10 protein-coding genes are annotated in these 17,064 nt (G+C 53.6%); 5 read left to right on the top strand and 5 right to left on the bottom strand.

All coding sequences use genetic code 11. The features are described from left to right. The first annotated feature begins 18 nt into the window (after window positions 1-18). The 3 genes from IPI56_00095 to IPI56_00085 all read left to right on the top strand — a co-directional run bounded on the left by IPI56_00095 (window position 19) and on the right by IPI56_00085 (window position 7,505). Window positions 19-4,824, top strand: coding sequence for a DEAD/DEAH box helicase (locus IPI56_00095; GenBank protein MBK7544141.1), 4,806 nt, complete (start codon window positions 19-21; stop codon window positions 4,822-4,824). Window positions 4,825-4,827: 3 nt separating this feature from the next. Beyond that, the gene (locus IPI56_00090) at window positions 4,828-6,249 is read left to right on the top strand and encodes an AAA family ATPase (protein MBK7544140.1); all 1,422 of its coding nucleotides are present in this window, start codon (window positions 4,828-4,830) and stop codon (window positions 6,247-6,249) included. Window positions 6,250-6,524: 275 nt separating this feature from the next. Next, the gene (locus IPI56_00085; GenBank protein MBK7544139.1) at window positions 6,525-7,505 is read left to right on the top strand and encodes a DUF4268 domain-containing protein; all 981 of its coding nucleotides are present in this window, start codon (window positions 6,525-6,527) and stop codon (window positions 7,503-7,505) included. 122 nt (window positions 7,506-7,627) lie between these two features. Here IPI56_00085 and IPI56_00080 read toward each other — a convergent pair whose 3' ends face one another. From IPI56_00080 to IPI56_00065, 4 genes are all read right to left on the bottom strand, one after another. Continuing rightward, the gene (locus tag IPI56_00080; GenBank protein MBK7544138.1) at window positions 7,628-8,128 is read right to left on the bottom strand and encodes a hypothetical protein; all 501 of its coding nucleotides are present in this window, start codon (window positions 8,126-8,128) and stop codon (window positions 7,628-7,630) included. A 33-nt stretch (window positions 8,129-8,161) separates the two neighbouring features. Next, entirely contained in the window at window positions 8,162-8,677 is a 516-nt protein-coding gene (locus IPI56_00075; protein ID MBK7544137.1) for a hypothetical protein, read from the bottom strand. Beyond that, window positions 8,647-11,220, bottom strand: a complete 2,574-nt coding sequence (locus IPI56_00070; GenBank protein MBK7544136.1) for a hypothetical protein — start codon at window positions 11,218-11,220, stop codon at window positions 8,647-8,649. Before IPI56_00070 ends, IPI56_00075 begins: the two co-directional genes overlap by 31 nt. A 1,663-nt stretch (window positions 11,221-12,883) precedes the next feature. After that, window positions 12,884-14,359 carry a recombinase family protein gene (locus tag IPI56_00065; GenBank protein MBK7544135.1) on the bottom strand — a complete coding sequence of 492 codons (1,476 nt, stop codon included), beginning with the start codon at window positions 14,357-14,359 and terminating at the stop codon, window positions 12,884-12,886. Window positions 14,360-14,439: 80 nt separating this feature from the next. Here IPI56_00065 and IPI56_00060 point away from each other — a divergent pair, with 80 nt between their 5' ends. Beyond that, window positions 14,440-14,661: a helix-turn-helix transcriptional regulator gene (locus IPI56_00060; protein MBK7544134.1), complete on the top strand. Its 222-nt coding sequence runs from the start codon at window positions 14,440-14,442 to the stop codon at window positions 14,659-14,661. A 649-nt stretch (window positions 14,662-15,310) separates the two neighbouring features. Here IPI56_00060 and IPI56_00055 read toward each other — a convergent pair. Beyond that, on the bottom strand, window positions 15,311-15,472 hold the full coding sequence (locus tag IPI56_00055; GenBank protein ID MBK7544133.1) for a hypothetical protein: 162 nt from the start codon (window positions 15,470-15,472) through the stop codon (window positions 15,311-15,313). 676 nt (window positions 15,473-16,148) lie between these two features. Between IPI56_00055 and IPI56_00050 the strand changes: the two genes are divergently transcribed. Continuing rightward, complete coding sequence (locus IPI56_00050) at window positions 16,149-16,985, top strand: thermonuclease family protein (protein ID MBK7544132.1); 837 nt, start codon at window positions 16,149-16,151, stop codon at window positions 16,983-16,985. Window positions 16,986-17,064: the final 79 nt, after the last annotated feature.

Genomic DNA, 17,064 nt, shown 5'->3' with positions numbered 1-17,064 from the left:
CAAGGTAAAACGATAACCATGACCAAATCCATCAGCGATATTCTCCAGCAGTTCCGCGATGAGGCCCGAAGCAATCGGGACCTGGGGGATCGCTTTGAGCGATTGATGGTGGGGTTTTTGAAAAAGGATCCGATCTATTCGGATTTGTTTTCTGCGGTGTGGTTATGGGGGGAGTGGCCGGAGCGAGGGAATAAGCCGGATGTTGGGATTGATATCGTGGCCCAGGAGCGGGGGAGTGGGGATGTTTGGGCGATTCAGTGTAAGTTTTTTGATCCGGCACACACCCTTCAAAAAGCGGACATCGATTCATTTTTCACAGCGTCGGGGAAGGCACCGTTTAAGAAGCGGCTTATTATTTCCACGACGGATAATTGGAGCAGGCACGCCGAGGATGCGTGTAAGAACCAGCAAATACCGGTAAGTCGGTTGCGGGTGCAAGATTTGGACGAGAGTCCGGTGGATTGGGCGGCGGTGCGGCCGGATCGACCAACGGAAATAAAATTCAAGGACAAAAAACACCTTCGCCCCCATCAAAAAGAAGCCCACGACAAAGTCATCGCCGGGTTAAAAGCGGCTGACCGTGGGAAACTGATCATGGCTTGCGGGACGGGGAAAACTTTCACCTCTCTGCGGATCGCGGAAACGATGGCGCCCGCTGGGGGATGCGTGCTGTTTTTGGTCCCTTCGATCTCGCTCATTTCGCAATCCGTGGCGGAATGGGCGGCTGAGGCGGAAACCAAGTTTAGTTTCTTTGCGGTATGTTCCGATCCCAAGGCCGGGCAATCGGGGGAGGAAGAGGATATTTCCACCCACGATCTTGCTTTCCCGGCGCACACCAACCCAAAGTTGTTGGGGCATCAGATCGAAGCCCTGCGGAAAATTCGGAAGAAAAACGTCACGGTTATCTTTTCAACTTACCAATCCATTGAGGTGGTTCAGGAGTCACAAGACTTTGGGACACCGGCTTTTGATTTAGTGATTTGCGACGAAGCGCATCGAACAACGGGGATTGAAAGAACGGAATACGACAAGGCAGGGGCGTCGGCATTTGTATTGGTTCACAAGCCGGGTTTCATCAAATCGAAAAAGCGGCTTTATATGACGGCGACGCCGCGGATTTATGACGATGTCTCAAAAGGGAAAGCCAAAGATGCGGATATTGTCCTCTATTCCATGGATGATCCATCGGTTTATGGGGAAGAGCTGTATCGGCTCGACTTTTCGGAAGCGGTGCGGCGGGGGTTGTTGTCGGATTATAAGGTGATGGTGTTGGCGGTGGATGAAAAGCATGTGTCCAAGGCGTTTCAGAGCCAGATTGCGGACAGGAACAAAGAATTGAATTTGGATGATGTGATTAAAATTGTCGGCTGTTATAACGGGTTGCAGAAGAAGATCCTTCCGGTAGACGGCGATGGGGCGGCGGTGATGGACCAGACGCCGATGCGCCGTGCGGTGGCGTTTAGTCGGTCGATTAAGGACTCGAAGAAGATTACGGAGCTTTTTGAAGGAATCGTGAAGAATTACGTGGGAGAGAAGGCGGCGGGGTCTGAAGAGGCGGAGGAAGGGAAATATTTGAGGTGCGAAGTGGATCACGTGGACGGGACGCACAACGCGTTGATCCGAAACAAGCGGTTGCAATGGCTAAAAGAAGACACGACAAAGAATGGGAATGTTTGCCGGATTTTGAGCAATGCGCGTTGTTTGTCGGAAGGCGTAAATGTTCCCGCGTTGGACGCGGTGATGTTTTTGAACCCCAGGAACTCGGTTGTGGATGTTGTGCAGTCCGTGGGGCGGGTGATGCGCAAGGTGGAGGGGAAACAATACGGGTACATCATTCTGCCGGTGGGGATACCGGCGGACGTGAGCCCAGAGGAGGCCTTGGCAGACAATCAAAAATACAAAGTGGTCTGGCAGGTGTTGCAAGCGTTGCGGGCGCACGATGACCGCTTTAACGCGATGATCAACCAGATCGACATCAATAAACAGCGACCGGGGCAAATACAGATCATTGGAGTGGGGGAGAATAAAAAGGGGGAAAAGGGCCCAGGGGCGGGTGGGAATGTCCAGGCTGTTTTTAACTTCCCCCACCTGGAAGAATGGCGGGACGCCATCTTTGCAAAAATTGTGGTGAAGTGCGGGAACCGGCGGTATTGGGAAAGTTGGGCGCAGGATGTGGCAAAAATTGCGGAGCGGAACACAACGCGGATTAAAGCTCTGGTGGAGACGGCGAACTCCGTCCACCGGAAAAAGTTTGAAACCTTTTTAAACGGATTACGGAAAACCCTAAACCCGAGCATTAGTGAAAACGACGCCATTGAAATGTTGTCCCAGCACATCATCACAAAGCCCGTGTTTGACGCGCTTTTTGAGGGTTATGAGTTTACAAAACGGAACCCTGTTTCAAAGACCATGCAGAAGATGCTGGACCTTTTGGAAGGGCAAAGCCTAGAGAAAGAAACGGAGAAATTAGAAAAGTTTTACGAAAGCGTGAAAGAGCGCGTGCGAGGGATCGACAACGTCGAGGGAAAGCAAAAAATCATTATCGAGCTTTATGACAAGTTTTTCAAAACGGCGTTCCCCCGAATGGCGGAAAGGTTGGGGATTGTTTACACGCCGGTGGAAGTGGTTGATTTTATTTTGAAAAGCGCGGACGCAGCGCTTCGCGAGGAATTCGGAGTGGGGCTGTCGGACAAAGACGTGCATGTGCTTGACCCGTTTACCGGGACGGGGACGTTTATTGTTCGGCTTTTGCAGAGTGGGATTATCAAAGAAAAGGATTTGATGCGGAAATACCGGGACGAGTTGCACGCCAACGAAATTATTCTGCTGGCCTATTACATTGCGGCCATAAACATTGAGGAAGCCTATCATGGGCGGGCAAAGGCGGATTACGAGCCGTTTGAGGGGATCGTACTGACCGACACGTTCCAGTTGTCGGAGGGCAAGGGGGCGTTTGAAGACCCCAATTTCCAGGTGAACAGCGAGCGGGCGGACAAACAAAACCGGCGGGATATTCGGGTGATTGTGGGGAACCCCCCCTATTCCGCTGGGCAAACCAGCCAGAACGACAACAACCAAAATCTCAAATACCCAGGGTTGGACCAGCGAATAGCCAATACCTACGCGGCCAACGCGCGATCGACGAACATCAACAGCCTTTACGACTCGTACATACGGGCTCTTCGGTGGGCGAGCGACCGGGTGAAAGACAAAGGAATAATTTGTTTTGTGAGCAACGCCGGTTTTATTGATGGGAACGCGATGAGCGGGTTAAGGAAGTGTGTGCGGGATGAGTTTAGCGCTGTCTATTGTTTTAACTTGCGTGGAAATCAAAGAACGTCGGGGGAGTTGTCGAGAAAAGAAGGTGGGAAAATATTCGGTTCGGGGAGCCGCGCACAAATCGCCATCACGCTGTTCGTGAAAAATCCGAAGAAGAATGGGCACGCGAAAATAAATTATCACGACATTGGGGATTATTTAACGCGGGAAGAGAAACTGAAGATTATTTCGGAATTTGGCGACATCGGGAATATCCCCTGGGAACCGATAGCCCCGAACAAGAACCAGGATTGGATCAACCAACGGAATGAAGCCTTTGAGAAGTTTATTCCACTGGGAATAAAAGAAGATAAGGGCAGTCAAAGCACTGAATCTGTTTTCGTCACATACTCAAGGGGCATTGCCACAAGCCGGGATGCTTGGGCCTATAACTTCTCTGAAAAGAAGTTGGCCAGCAAAATGTCCCGCATGATTGAGAATTTTAATGAGCAGGTGAGGGGTTTCCAAAAAAGAAAAGATTCAAAACAAACGGCTCAGGGATTCATCAATACTGACCCGAACAAAATCAGCTGGTCGAGAGGGCTTATTTCCGATGTGGAAAAGAATAAACCCGGGGTATTCGAAAAGAAAGCGGTCCGGAGTGCGGTTTATCGGCCGTTTACAAAACAATACCTATATTTTCACCGGCAATTTAACGACATGGTTTATCGAATGCCAATCTTTTTCCCCGAAGCTGACAAAAAGAATTTAGCGATTTGTGTGACGGGGGTAGGGACAACCAAAGAATTTTCAGCTTTGATCACGAATGAAATTCCAGACATTCAATTATTGGCAAACGGCCAGTGTTTTCCTCTAAATTTCTTTGCTGAAGCCGATGGAAATGAAGGGGAGTTAAATTTCAATAATAAAAAGGAGGGAGCACAACCAAACATTAGTAATTTTGCTTTTAAAGGCTTTAAAGAGCGATATCAAGAACAAACGATTGAGCGGGAGGACATTTTCTATTACACGTATGGCATTTTGCATTCGGGAGAGTATAGGAATCGATTTGCTTCCGACCTAAATAAAGCGATGCCAAGGATCCCGTTCGCGAAGGACTTTTGGGCTTTTAGCAAAGCGGGGCGCAAGTTGGCGGAATTGCATTTGGGGTATGAGAACATAAAACACTATCCGGTGAAGGTGGCGAATAAAGAATTGGCGCTGGATTCGGCTCGTCTCTACGAGGTTCAAAAAATGCGGTTTGGCAAAAATGCCGGTGGCGAGGACAAAACGGTTATTCAATATAACAGCCATATCACCATCACCGGCATTCCCCTGGAAGCCTATGAATACGTTGTTAATGGTAAATCCGCGATTGAATGGGTGATGGAGCGCTACCAAGTAAGCCAAGATCCGGACAGCGGGATTGTGAACGACCCTAATGATTGGGCGAGGGAGCACGAGGATCCGCAATATATTCTCAACCTGTTGAAACGGGTTGTGACGGTGAGCGTGGAAACGATGAAAATTGTGAAATCACTCCCCCCGCTGGAAGAACGAACCTGAACCATGGCCGGAATTTGGGGGGGGTTCAAAAAGGCGCTCGGAGTTGAGCCGCAGGAAGTAAAAGATTTGGAACAGAAGGCCCTTCGGCGACAAAACCGACCGGTGAAGGCACCGACGAAACCGCGACGCCCCTCCATTGAAGTAACTCCCGAATACACGGAAATTATGCGGTGGTTGAACGCCAAAGCCCCCTTAGTGTTTGTGACGGGGAAGGCGGGGACTGGCAAATCGACATTTATCCAATACCTGCGGGATTGCTTCCCCGAAAATATGGCGGTGGTGGCCCCAACGGGAGTGGCGGCCTTGAATGTGGGGGGAGCGACGATCCATTCCTTTTTTCGGTTGCCGCCGCGGATTGCCACGGATGACGATATCCATCTGGTAAGAGATCGGCGGCTGTATCGAAAACTAAAACTTTTGGTGATTGATGAGATCTCCATGGTGCGGGCCGATGTGGTGGATGCGATGGATCAATTTTTGAAATTGAACCGGGAAGTGCAGGAGCCGTTTGGAGGGGTGCAGGTGGTGATGGTTGGGGATCTGTTTCAGTTGCCGCCGGTGGTGCAGGCCATTGAAAGGGACGTTTTGGCTCAAATGGCGTACCAGAGCCCGTATTTTTTCAGCGCGAAGGTTTTGAAGAGCGGGTCAATGGTGACGAAGGAATTGACGAAAATATATCGACAATCCGAGGAAGAGTTTATCCGCCTATTGAACCGAGTCCGGGTTGGGGATGTGGACGAGGAGGCGTTGAACAAAATCAATGGCCTGAGTGAAAACGGGGAAGCGCGGGAAGGCGTGATCACCCTTTGCGCAACAAACCGGGTGGCGGACGCCATTAACGACGAGGAATTGAAAAAGATTGAGTCGGAAGAAAAAACGTTTATGGGCAGCGTGACGGGAAAATTTGCGTTGGAAGAAACCAAACTTCCGTCCCCATTGAATTTGACGGTGAAAGTGGGCGCGCAGGTGATGTTTACGAAAAATGATGAAACCAAACGCTGGGTGAATGGAACGGTGGGAAAAGTGGTCGAATTAAAAGACGAGTCGGCCACCGTTGAGATTTTGGACGGAACAGGCCGGGCTTACGAAGTGGGGCCGGTGGAATGGGAAACGTTTAAATACGAGCTCAAGGATGAGGCGATCAAGCCTGTTTCCATGGGGAAGTACACGCAACTGCCCCTGATGTTGGCGTGGGCGGTGACGATTCACAAAAGCCAGGGGAAGACGCTCGACAAGGTCCGGATCGACTTGGGATCGGGCGCCTTCGATTATGGGCAGGTGTATGTGGCGTTGAGCCGATGCAAGGCGATGAGTGGAATTTCATTGGCAAAACCAATGAACAAAAACGACATTCGATGTGATCCTGTGATAAAAAGGTTTTATGAGGCATTGAATGAAAGAGGAAAGCCGGGTTTGGCGCGGTAAAAAAGACGTGCGGCCCACCACTCGCCATGATGGGTTCTATTCCCTTGGGGCATAGGGGAGGTCCAATCTCAAGATATCAAGTTGAGGTTAGCGAGCTTGCTATAAGCGGTTTCCCTGTGGTTCTACCAAGGGAGGCTCGCTTGCGGGAGGGAATCGCTCTTGTTAACCTGATACCTTGAAAACGCCCCCTAGACCCCTTATATAACTGAAGATGTCTTTTTGAAGCTCAACGATAAACCAAACACCACTTGGAAAATTACATTTGGAGGTACCCTGTGGCAAAGGAAAGTTTAGGCGAATTGACGGCTGTTGATTTGCGGGAGGTCTGGGAAGACGAGGCGCGGGATTTTACGCCCTGGCTGGCCCGACCTGAAAACATTGCCGCCCTTTCTAGGCAATTGGGTGATCTGGAGCTTGAGGTGGAGGGCGTGGAGGTCCCCGTGGGGGTCTTTAAATCCGACATCGTTGCCCTTGATACGCTTACAAACACAAAGGTCATCATTGAAAACCAGTTGGATAAGACAAACCATGACCATCTTGGGAAAATTATCACATACGCCTCCGGGTTGGGTGCGGGTATCGTCGTATGGATTTCGCGTGAATTCACCGAAGAACATCGCCAGGCGATTGATTTCCTGAACGAAAAGGTCGCCCCGAACATGCGTTTCTATGGGATCGAAATGAAATTGTTGAAAATAGGAAATTCCCTCCCAGCCCCCGATTTCCGGGTGGTAGCCCGTCCGAATGAATACGTGGCTTCAGTGAATTCCGAAAAGAGGGGAATGACAGAGACGAAAGCCCTTTATCTGGATTTCTGGAATGGCTTTAAGGACCATTGCACGAAAACGAAAACGAGCCTTAGCCTTCGAAAACCCAGGCCCCAGCATTGGTACTCCATCGCGGTTGGTCGGAGCAAGTTTCAGATCAGTTTGACGGCAAGCACCATGTATAACCGAATCGGTTGCGAGATTTACATCCGAGGCGTCAATGCCAAAAAGGCTTTCAAGTTGTTGGAGCAAGACCGGAATGGGATCGAGGAAATTACGGGAAAGCTGGAGTGGCAAGAATTGAAAGATGGGCAAGATTGCCGGATTGTCCAATATCGGCAGAATGTCAATATTGGTGAAAAAACGTCTTGGATCGATGCCTTCGATTGGCTTAAGGGGGAGGCAGAGACATTTTTCAAGGCCTTCTCCCAAAGGATAAAGACGTTGCCTATCAAGGATGAGGACGAGGATGGAGAAGAAAAAGAATGATCTTTCGATCACCACAACTTTTCTGATATAGGGGATGTGTAATGCTCCCCATTATTAGGCAAAGGGCCCATTTAAAAAATAGCCGAACCATTTAAACCAACAGAGAGACCGACGGCCTCAACTTATTCATCCTTTTTTTCTTCCAATTTTGGTGAGGAAACAAGATCGGGCTGAAATTGTGGGACACCGGAGGGATAAACTTCTGTCAAAAGCCAATACACATTTATATTTAAATTATCTAAACGGTTGTTGGACGAAGCGGTTATCTTGGCGTAGATCCCGAGAAACGAATCTTCAAAATGATTTTCTTCAACAATTCGTTCAACACGATATCGTGTCCCGGAAGGGACCAACCCCTCAATGATGTAATCGCCATGGCGGTAGACACCTTCTTTTAATTGATCTTTTGAAGGAAGTCCCCCGTTATGTGAGGAAAATTCGTCGATATAAACGGTGGATTTTTTATCACGATAGCGGAATGCAATAAGGTCTTTTTTGGTTTCGTATGTTTGCCCGACCACCGAGGAAAAGCGTGTATCATTGGTGACATTACGGTCGATCATAAAAAAGCAGCCAGACAAGAACATCAAAAGAACCAAAGATATTGGCGACCATTTCGTCATCTTGTTGGCTTCAAAGGCCCTCTTTTTCAAACTTCAGTGTGCTAACGGATTATAGGTTTCGACAAATTCTTGATTGAAAACGGGGCCGGTGCTCTCGTCCCCTTTTACAGAGAGAAGATCTCGGATTTCAAAAGATTTCCCTAGCAAGATTGGGTTCTGAGATTTCTCAATTTTCACTTTGTAAACAAGCATTGAGATCTCGAAAGAAACATCGTTGGTGACATTTGTAACGGAGAAAACAGTGCCCTTTGGGACAATTTCCTCGACGATTAGATTTTCATAACGAAAAGGTGTGGGTTTCATTTCCGAGCGAGAGGGAAGATCGCTTTTTCCAGGCCCAAACGGGGCAAGTTTCGTCCTTTTTGGCTCACTTGTGAAATGATAAGCGAGAACGTCCTCTTTAAGAACAAAAGAGCTGCCAGCGATCCCTTGAAATTGAGGGGCCAGAGTTAGATCGCGGTTGATAAAACAGCCGGAAAGAAACAGAAGGCTCAGCGCGGGGAAATACCGAAACAAATTCAACGACCAACCTGTTGGCTTTGTGCCCATTCATCGATCCTTTTTTTGTAATAACTAAAACTATGGGTCCAACCAAACCTAAATTCACGTCGATAATCAACTTCGTTCACATATAAACGTCCGACCCGCCAGGGAAGGACAAAATTGAGTGGTGCGGCAAGAAAATTCCCGAACACAGGCACAATATCAAAACGATTGAATATGTTTTTTGACGACCCGAGCCCATTGATTTTGGAATTGATGATAACTTCAGGGCCAAGGCCGAGGTAATGAATCTTTTTGATTTCCTCGGGTTTCAATAGGTAAAGGGCTTGCCGAAAAATTGAAGTCCCCTGACTGTGGGCGACAACATAGACCTCCCCTTTTTGTTTTATGCCTTCGCGAATTGCCATTGCGGTTAAAATGGCGGGCTTGTCTATGGTCCCAAGGGTTTCGTGGCCGATAATTTGAAAGAAATCGCCAAAGAAATAATGAGTGTCGTTGCGGACAATGGTTGCGTCACTAATCCCAAACGACCGCCGAACAGCGTTGCTTATTTCTAAAGCCTGAGTCGCTGAGTTTAAAATACCGTTAATTGTGATAACTGCAGGGCCGTACAAATCAAACCTAATTGCATTTGCCCTATCGAAAATGTCCCCGGAGAGAACGCCAAAAATAGCCCCGGCGGCGAGCTGTTGTGTTCGTCGAGCGGTGCGGCCTGTGTGGTCAACCAATTTCCCCAAAAAGAGCGCGGCGCGTTGCCCGAGGTGAATGGGCAACTTAACGGCTTCAACAAACCCGTGGACGAAATTTTGAACCACACGAACAAAACCGCTGATGACCCCCCTGGGAGGCTGCGCCGATGTGGATTCTCTCGGGGTGGTGGTGGGGGGTTGTAATGCCTCGGAGATTGGAACAAAGAGCTTGCCCCCTTTGGGGAGGGACTGGGCCGATTTGGAAATTTCTGTTTGAATGAGTACAGCCAAGTCTGACGGGGAAAGAGTTTTCGAATCCTCGTTTTGGACGACATTGCTTAATGCGTGCTCAATGACGCGAAGGGCAACGGACTGGGTTTGGATGGGATTAATTTTACTGGCTATGGCGGATTGTTTGACTGAAGCGTCGGAAAGGATTGCGTCGGCGGCATGGAAATCCCCGTTATCGGCGAGTTCTCGGGCTTTGGTCAAGGATTGGGATAATGCGGTGGAATCTTTGACAGCATTTGAAAAATCCGTGGACAGGCCAAACTGGATCGTCGCGTCGGGATTGTCTGTCCCCGATAATCGGGAGATTTGTGCGTTCACGGCTTGGGCGCGAAGGAAAAAGTCCTTTTCTGTCTTTTGAAGCACATCGGCGTTTGTTTGTGAGTTGTTGGCGAGCAAATCAAGTTTTTCTGAAAACTGGGAAACGTCCAACGGCGGTTTGGACTCTTGGATGAATGTGCGCTTGTCCCCGTTTTCCAAGAGGGCGCTGTTGAGCCGCATCAACCCCGCCTGGAGGGTGAAGGTGGCTTGTTTAATGGTGACGGTCGGGTCCACCCCGAACTGCCGGGCGGCGTCGTGATCCAGATCCACTTTCACGCCTTGAAAGTTAAACCGACCGCCGATGGTCGTTTTGGCCGCGTCTTTGACCGGGCCTTGGTAGGTCAATTCCCCAGGGTGGAGTGTGCCAAAGCCTCCAACGGCGGTGGGATGGGCGACCTGCAAAACGGTGTTGGGGCGCATCCGGTCAAAATCCAAACCCACGGGCGTGATGGCCCCCTCTATGTTCGCCATCCGGACGGGGAGCAGGCCCCCGTTCTTGTCTTTGATCCCCCCAAAGCTGGATTCCAGGGAAACGCCTTGGTTTAGCTGGAGGTTCCCGTCCTTGGCGGTGAAGGTGGAGCCCGGCTCCCAAACTTTTCCAAAGGCCACAGTGGCCTTGCCCACGGCGACAAAGGAATTCGGCCCTGTTGGTTGGAGGTTGGGGAACTGTGCGAGGATTTCTCTCTGCTGGGGAGAGACCACTCCTGGCTTGTCTGCCCGGGTGAAAACCCGCTGGACCACGTTCCCAATCGCCTGGCCGACCTTATGGAACCCCGCTCCGATGCCTTTGAAAATGGATTGAACCGCCCCAAAGAATCCGGGCTTGGCGATTGAAATGGGTTGAAGGGGCTTTGTGCCCAAGACAGGGGCCTTAACCGGGTTGGCCATGGCCAGTTGGAAGAGAATCTTGGGTTTAAACGTGTCCTGGGAAAGTTGGTCGGTTTTTAGGTCGATTTTCGGATTGGTGAACCCGACGTTCTGCTTGAAGGTTAAAACCGAGTTCATGTTGCTGATCTGGCGGTTTAACTGGGAAGAGGGTGAAAAGTTATTTTGCGGGCGGTATTGGTTTTGATAGTTCTGGACGCGGGGTGGGGTGTAGGTGTAGCGGTCGTCGTCGTAAGAGAAAGCGGAGGCCGGGCCTAGGACGAGGGCCAGGCTGAGGAAGCCAGCTAAAACCTTATGGAACGCGGAGCCGAGCGGGAAGTCAAGCGAGGGAACTCGGCGCATGGGGAATCCTTCAAAAGTATTGGAAAGCAAGGATATTTTAAACCCGTTCCCGTCGGAAGTCAAGCCTTGTAAATGCGCTTTTTGGGGTGGCGGGCGGGCGCGGGTGTTGGCGCCCGCATGTTGTGGCTTTAGGGGTTTCGGGGGAGAAGACAAAAAAGACTTGGGGGGGTGGGGGGCACTCTGTCGCGGGGGGAGTGAGGCGTCTACGGCCGGCGAGGGCGACTAGCCCGAGGCGGGCCGGCTAGGGAAAGCAGAGGATCGGAGCGAAGGGGCACGGCGGATGCTTTTCTACGGCTTGCCGCCGAGCCCCCGAAACCCTGAAACAACCCGCGCCCCGGAGCGGAAGGCTCCGCGCCGGAAGTGCCGAACGGGAGTGCCCCCCTGCCCCCGACCGATTGCACGCGATACCCGGCGGCGGATTGCGCCGCCCTGTGTTGGCGGCGCGGGAGCCGACGCCGGGCGAGCCACCCAACAAACTTTCGGACTGGAGAGAGGTGGTGGGCCGGGGACCGTGCCGTGTGGCCCCGCCGGAGAGGGGGCGGGGCCAGGAAACCCGGCCCAGCACCGTCGTGGGACCGGAGGGGGGAACGGAAGGAGGCGGCGCGTGGGGGGCGGGGGGGCCAATTACGGCCCCCGCGCAAGCTGTGGCGCGGTGAGGCGGCGAAGCCGCCCCGCCGCGCCACACCACCCGCAGGCCCGGAGGGCCGAGGACGATTAAGGGGAACCATGTGCTCCCGCGCAAAAGGCCGCGCGTTATACTCCCTTGGGTAGTATGTGGGCCACGGGCGTAGAACGACAAACCGACGGTGTTACGGGTTGTGCGTTGCTTTAAACGCTGGACCACATACATCAAATAGTCGCCCCTAGGGGCGACCATAAAGCCCTGTGGCCCGCGAAGCGGGCTTGCCTGGCCGCTCCCCACCTTTTGCGCGCGACCGATGGGAGGGGCGAGGCCAAAGGCCTTGACCCCAGGCCAGGCAAGGACGACGACGGGGCTCCGCCCCGGCGGCGGCCCACAGGGTGGACAGGGGCTCAAGCGCAGCGGGCAGCGTCCCACGCCTCAACACGCCAAGCCCGGCGACCGCGCACGCTTTACCTGCGGGCGCGGGGCGGCCCGGTTTTCTCCAGCTTTTCAGGCGGAGCGGCCCGCGTCCCAGTCCGCCCACACGCCAAGCGGGCCGGGCGGCGGCGCGCGCTCCTCGTGCCGACGCGCGGCCCGCGCACCTGTTTTTCGGCGTCCAACCGAAGCAAGCCGCGTCCGGGGGTTTTCCAACAAACGGATCAACCGCAGTGTGCGCTGTCTTTCTCCCGGCCAACGGCCGGGGTTTTTCCCGCTGTTCCGCCGGAGGTTTTTCTTTCCCGGCCGCCGCGCTATCGCGCGGGGGTTTTCCGTCCAACACCGCCGCCATCGGCGGAAGGTTGCGCGGCAAGGCTCAACCCCTTGCCACTGTCTTTTCAAAGGGGAATGGATCGAATGATTCAGCGGTGGAAAAGGGCCCGTATAGCGGTCGAAAAGTAACACGGCCACGGCGGCGGCAACACCCGCCGCAAAGGTTGGTCGAGCTCCGCACCCCCCCCGACACACGCGGCAGGTTGGGGGGCCCACCGGGTCCCCCCCTCCCTTCGCAACAGGCCGATCGATCCCTACAAGGTGGGCCGCAGGTTGTATTGCCCCGTTAAGCGATAGTTCGTCCAATAATCATGTGTCAAATGGGGCATCGACAGGTCAAAAGTTGGCGGCCGCTCTAATTTGCTCCACATTTTGCATTCGTTCCAACTTCAAGGAAGGGCTCGTCTCCATTTCGGGGGCGGGCCTTTCTGATTTTTGAACCGCGGAATTTGAAGCCGTCGTAACGGAAGAATCGGCGGAAGAAATCGGCTCGTTTGGGGCCGCATTTCCGACGACAGTCGCTCCGCACCGAAAGCGGACCGAGATCATCTCCTTCGAATAAAACACCTTCTCGATCCCCTGCCGAACCGCCAACGCTTTTTCGATCCCGGTTTTGCGCGCGCACGATTTTACATATGCCTGTAGGCTTTTTTGGGCGATTTCGGGGGTCAATGCGTCCGAAAGGGGGCGTGGTTCGATCCCCTTTGGGTAGGGATTGTGCAACACGTTTTTGAGGGCGGCCATGTGGTTTTTTACATGGAGCGGGTCCATTGAAATGCGCAGCAAATTCCTAAAAATCATATCGTCCAATCGGTCGGCGCTGATTTGACGGGTGCCGCAGGCGTTCCATCCCCGGTGGTTAGTACTGGTGCAACGATAGTAAAAATAGCGCTGCCGACCGGTTGGACGTAATTTGTCGGTATGCGAAGGGCTCATGGTGGACCCGCATTCCACGCATTGAATCAGCCCGGCATAGGGCAGGTCATGGTAGGGCGAGGATGGCAGACGGGATTTTCGCGTCGGTTCGGCCATAATTGCCTGGGCGTGGTTGAACAACTCCTCTGAAATAATGGCTTTGTGTTGGCCAGGATACAGTTTCCCCTTGTAGAGGACCTTCCCGGTGACCACGGGGTTTTTTAGGACCCGGAGGACAAACGAATCCGGGAGTCGCCGGTCGTGCCACTTGTCGCGCAGGGCGATCGTGACTTGGTGGGCGCAACGGGTCTCCACGTACTTCTCAAAGATGAAGCGGACAGTGGCGGCCCGCTTTGGTTCAATTTCAAGCCGACCCCCTTCTTTCGTATAGCCGACAGGAGGAAGGCCGCCGTTGGTGAGCCCCCGTTGCGCTCTTTGAGCGCATTTGTCCCGGATGCGCTCGGAGGCCAGTTCCCGCTCGAACTGCGCAAAGGTCAGCATGATATTGCGGAGCAGTCGTCCTGCCGGGGTGGACGTGTCGAAGCGCTCTGTAACGGAAATGAACCCGACGCCGTGCTTTTCAAAAATCTCAATCAATTGATAAAAGTCGCGGGGGGAGCGGGTCAGTCGATCGATTTTGTAAGTGATCACCATATCTATGCGCCCAGCTACGATATCGGCCAAGAGCGTCTGAAGGGCTGGGCGGTTGGTGTTCGCCCCCGAGTAGCCGGGATCCAAATAGACTTGAGCCACGGTGTAGCCCTCTTGGCTGTCGATGAAAGAACGGATGCGGTCCTCTTGGGCTTCGCAGGAGTTGAACTCGACCTCCGCCTGTTGATCCGTCGAAACACGGGTGTAAATCGCGCAACGGGTCAATGTCGGCCTTTTGGCTTGCATGGGGAGCCTCCAATCGGTAAGATGCGAGTAAGATTTAAAGTAACTACATAAACAATACTACATACACATAGGCATACACAATGGGCATATCAGACAGCTTGCGTCGGCTCCGAAAAGCCAGGGGACTGACTCAGCAAAGACTCGCCGAAAAAGCGGGCGTGTCGATGATCGTGGTGACAAAAATTGAACAGGGAACCACAAAGGACCCCGCCATGTCATCGCTGGTGAAAATGGCGGATGTCCTGGACGTCAGTATTGACGAGTTGATCGACCGCAAATCTCCGAAGCAGTCCAAGAAATAGTTTTCGGGATGTTGTCCCGCTTGCCCCGCCGGGGCGAGGCGGAGTGGGGCACCGACGGCCCCCGGCCCGCCGGGATGGGGGAAGCAGGGGGAAGGGCACCCCTTTGGGGTTGCGCGCGCGGTGGTGGGATCGAAAAAGCGTTGGCGGTTCGGCAGGGGATCGAGAAGGTGTTTTATTCGAAGGAGATGATCTCGGTCCGCTTTCGGTGCGGAGCGACTGTCGTCGGAAATGCGGCCCCAAACGAGCCGATTTCTTCCGCCGATTCTTCCGTTACGACGGCTTCAAATTCCGCGGTTCAAAAATCAGAAAGGCCCGCCCCCGAAATGGAGACGAGCCCTTCCTTGAAGTTGGAACGAATGCAAAATGTGGAGCACATGGCCTGGCCGCCAACCCTGGACATCTTTTTCGCAAACACCGGGCATAGCTATTGGGACCACTTTCGACTGACCGGCGAATACAACCTGCGGCCTACCTTGTAGGGATCGGACGGCCTGTTGCGAAGGGAGGGGGGAGGCCTTGAATGGCCTCCCCCACTGACGCGTGTTTAGAGGGGGGTGCGATGCTCTCCCAACCTCTGCGGCAGGTTCCGCCGCGCCCCTGCCGTTTTTTTTGACCGTCGACCGCTATCGCGGCGCCACACGGGGCCACTCTATTTATCCTCCACGGGATAGAGAGACAGCGAGCGGAGGGGCATAGTCCCCGGCGCGGGGGCGGCCGCCTCGGGATCGAAAGGACGGGCCGTGGCTGTCGTCCCCGAAAACCCCAAACCCACCCGCCGGGAAAACCCCCGGCGCTCGGCGCGCCGCCCCATCGTCCGCCCCCTTGGTCGCTCGCCGGCCCCGCCCGAAAAGCGCGCGCGGGGCCAGCTCGCTCCGTCGCCCCCGCGACCTGAACGCTGACCGCTCCGGTCAATCCGTTCTGGTTTCCGGGCTAGCGCCCTCCAACCATTCCCTCGGCTCCCACGCCTCGGTCATAAATCCGCTCCGGTTGATTCGCTGCCCGGGAAGAAAAACCCCCGCCGCTTGCTCTGGTTGGGTCGTCTTTTTGTTCGCTCCGCCGCGTCGGCCCATTGCGCCGCCGCAGCTCCGCTCCGTCGCCCGCGGGACTGAAACGTTGTCCGCTCCGATTTGATCGCCCCAACCCTGCTCCGGAGCGCGGCCCGCGGCCCCGCCCACGGGCTTAGTGGGAGTGGTTGGCTTCGGTTTCCCTGGTCCCGGTCGCCCGTCCGCGTGGCCACTCCCCAGGGCTGTGGTGGTGTATTCGGCTCCGTTTCTCGGCACGTCAACCCCTTTTCACCCCGTTGGGCGCGCGCACGTTTCTGACTTTGCTTTTCAGCCCACAAAGCCCGACACGTGGAACATGGCGGGTTTGTGGGCGATTTTGGGAGTCAGTCGAATTCCGTTCTTTGGGCTCCGGATCAGCCCTGATTTTCATAGACTTACGGTGCCGTCAAAAAGGCAGTATCGAAAAAAGGAACAGCCGCGCCAATGAAAAGCGTGCAAGTCGTCGGCAAATCCATCAACGCCAACGCCTATGATCGCCTAATCAAAGATCTTCGGACCATCTGGGAAACAGGAAAAAACAGAGCCCGACGAGCTATTGCGAAGGAGGCCCTTCGAACCTATTGGGAAATGGGGGGGAGGATCGCGCAGGAACAACTGACTGAAAATGCGGGTTATGCAAGGTCGGTCATGCAACGGATGGCCAAGGACATCAAAACTGATATGACCACCCTCTACCGTTGTGTCCAGTTTCACGAGACATACAAGGCCGTCCCGGAGACCGAGGTTCTTGCCTGGGCGCACTACCGGGTCCTATTAACAATCAAAGATCCCAAAGAGCGGGAATATTATACGGTCCAGGCGGAGAATAACGAATGGACCCGTGACCAGCTTTTAAGGGCCGTTCAGGGGGACAGATATGGGGAGGGAAAGAAGGGGAAAAAGGTGACGCAACTCCCCCGCCCCTCCGGTGCAACATACGTTTTCAAGGCGACAGTCCTGGATATTGTGGATGGCGACACAATCGTGCTTGATGTGGATTGCGGTTTTGAGATCAAAAAGAAGGAGCGGATCCGGTTGGCCGGAATCGACTGCCCGGAGATCACCACAGAGGAAGGCCGCGAAGCCGCCGAATACGTCCGAAACCAACTGTCCCGCGTCCCCTTCGTGATGCTCCGCACCACCAAGGTGGACATCAACGGCCGCTTCCTCGGCCACATTTTCTATTCGCTGGATGAAACGATGGACAAAGACGACATTTACCGGGAAGGCGTGATGTTGAACCAAGAGTTGCTGGACAAAGGATTTGCGAGGATATATTAGGTTGGCATTCTCTGGGAGTTCCAATCCGACTGAAATGCAAATGAAAAACCCGATACGTGGAGCGCGGCGGGTGTTTGGA

The sequence above is a fragment of the Elusimicrobiota bacterium genome (assembly GCA_016706425.1).
Taxonomy (GTDB): domain Bacteria; phylum Elusimicrobiota; class Elusimicrobia; order FEN-1173; family FEN-1173; genus JADJJR01.
This window is presented reverse-complemented; position numbering and strand designations above follow the sequence as displayed.